At 62.4% G+C, this 1126-nt stretch carries 2 protein-coding genes; both read right to left on the bottom strand.

Annotated elements, in window-relative coordinates; genetic code table 11:
* Positions 1–221 (bottom strand): hypothetical protein (locus tag ABT116_RS49030; RefSeq protein WP_351648084.1); only part of this gene is annotated, 221 nt, incomplete at its 3' end.
* 1 nt (position 222) lies between these two features.
* A partial coding sequence (locus tag ABT116_RS49035; RefSeq protein ID WP_351648086.1) for a hypothetical protein occupies positions 223–1126 on the bottom strand: 904 nt, incomplete at its 5' end.

Raw genomic sequence — 1126 nt, forward strand, 5'->3', positions numbered from 1 at the left:
GAATTGCTTGCGACCAGTTCCCAACCCGCCGGGACGCCGCTCCAGTAGTAGAGGTTCGTCTCCACGACCATGACCATGAGGTCGCCATTGGCAGCCTGTGACGAGCCCGGCACGGTGACTGCCAGCGTTGTCGCGGAGGCACCGTTAAGGTACGAGTCGACATAAGTGGACACTTGCAAGCGAGAACCGCCGGCATCGGCATTGAACCAATACATCGACATATCAGGCCCTCGTCATCGACAGAATTATCGACGCTCGCTTACCGGGCGTCGTTCCGACAGCGGTCTGCCCGAACGTCAGGACATCCCCCGCCGCGAACGCGAACGCTCCTGTCACCGAACCAGTGCGCGCTCCGGCCGCGACACTGACGCTCGCGCCGGCGACGTCGACCGCGTTTTTCTGCATCTGAATGACGGTGGCAGTACCGCCCGCTGCGTCAGCGGTTCCGAGTTGCACTTTCCAGCCTGTCACCACAACCGGGTAGGTGAACTCCCATCCGTCGGGTGCGAATCCATCGCCGATGCCGACCTTTCGAGTGTCAGACCAGAGTCCGTATCGGAGAGTGTCTTGCTTCGCAGCCGATGCCATCGTCGCGATTGTCACCGATCCAGGTGTTGGGCTACGCGTGTCGGAAGGCGCGTCAACGCCAAGTGCAAGTCGGCCGGCACCGGCATCGGCTGCTTTCATCACTGCGCGTCCGACGGCGGTCGAGTCGGTGATGTCCACGGCCTGGGTCGTGACCGCACCCTGGCGACCATTGACCGAAGAAACTGGTGACGCCGGGTAGGTGTTCTCGCGCCAACTCGCAAGCTGCGTCGGGTTCGTGCCGATAATTTGGAAGTCGCTACCGCGGTCCGTGCGCGTGCACCAGTCGCCCTTTTGACCATCGAGCTCGAGCATCGCTGCTTGTGATGCCACAGCGCCGAGGAAGTCCCGGATCGCGACGGCCGGGATCTGCGACTGAACCAGTACCCCGTTGCTATCGAGGTCAGCCTTGGTTGCGAGTTTCGCGGTTAGACCGGTGACGTCGGATTCACCCCGCGCCTCGCACAGCACCACATGCCCCTCAGTGCGGATCACTTCTCTAGCCTCCATGTTCTGCTCGGTGACCCGGCAACGAGAGTCG

Source organism: Streptomyces sp. NPDC002130, from assembly GCF_040296465.1.
Classification (GTDB): Bacteria; Actinomycetota; Actinomycetes; order Streptomycetales; family Streptomycetaceae; genus Streptomyces.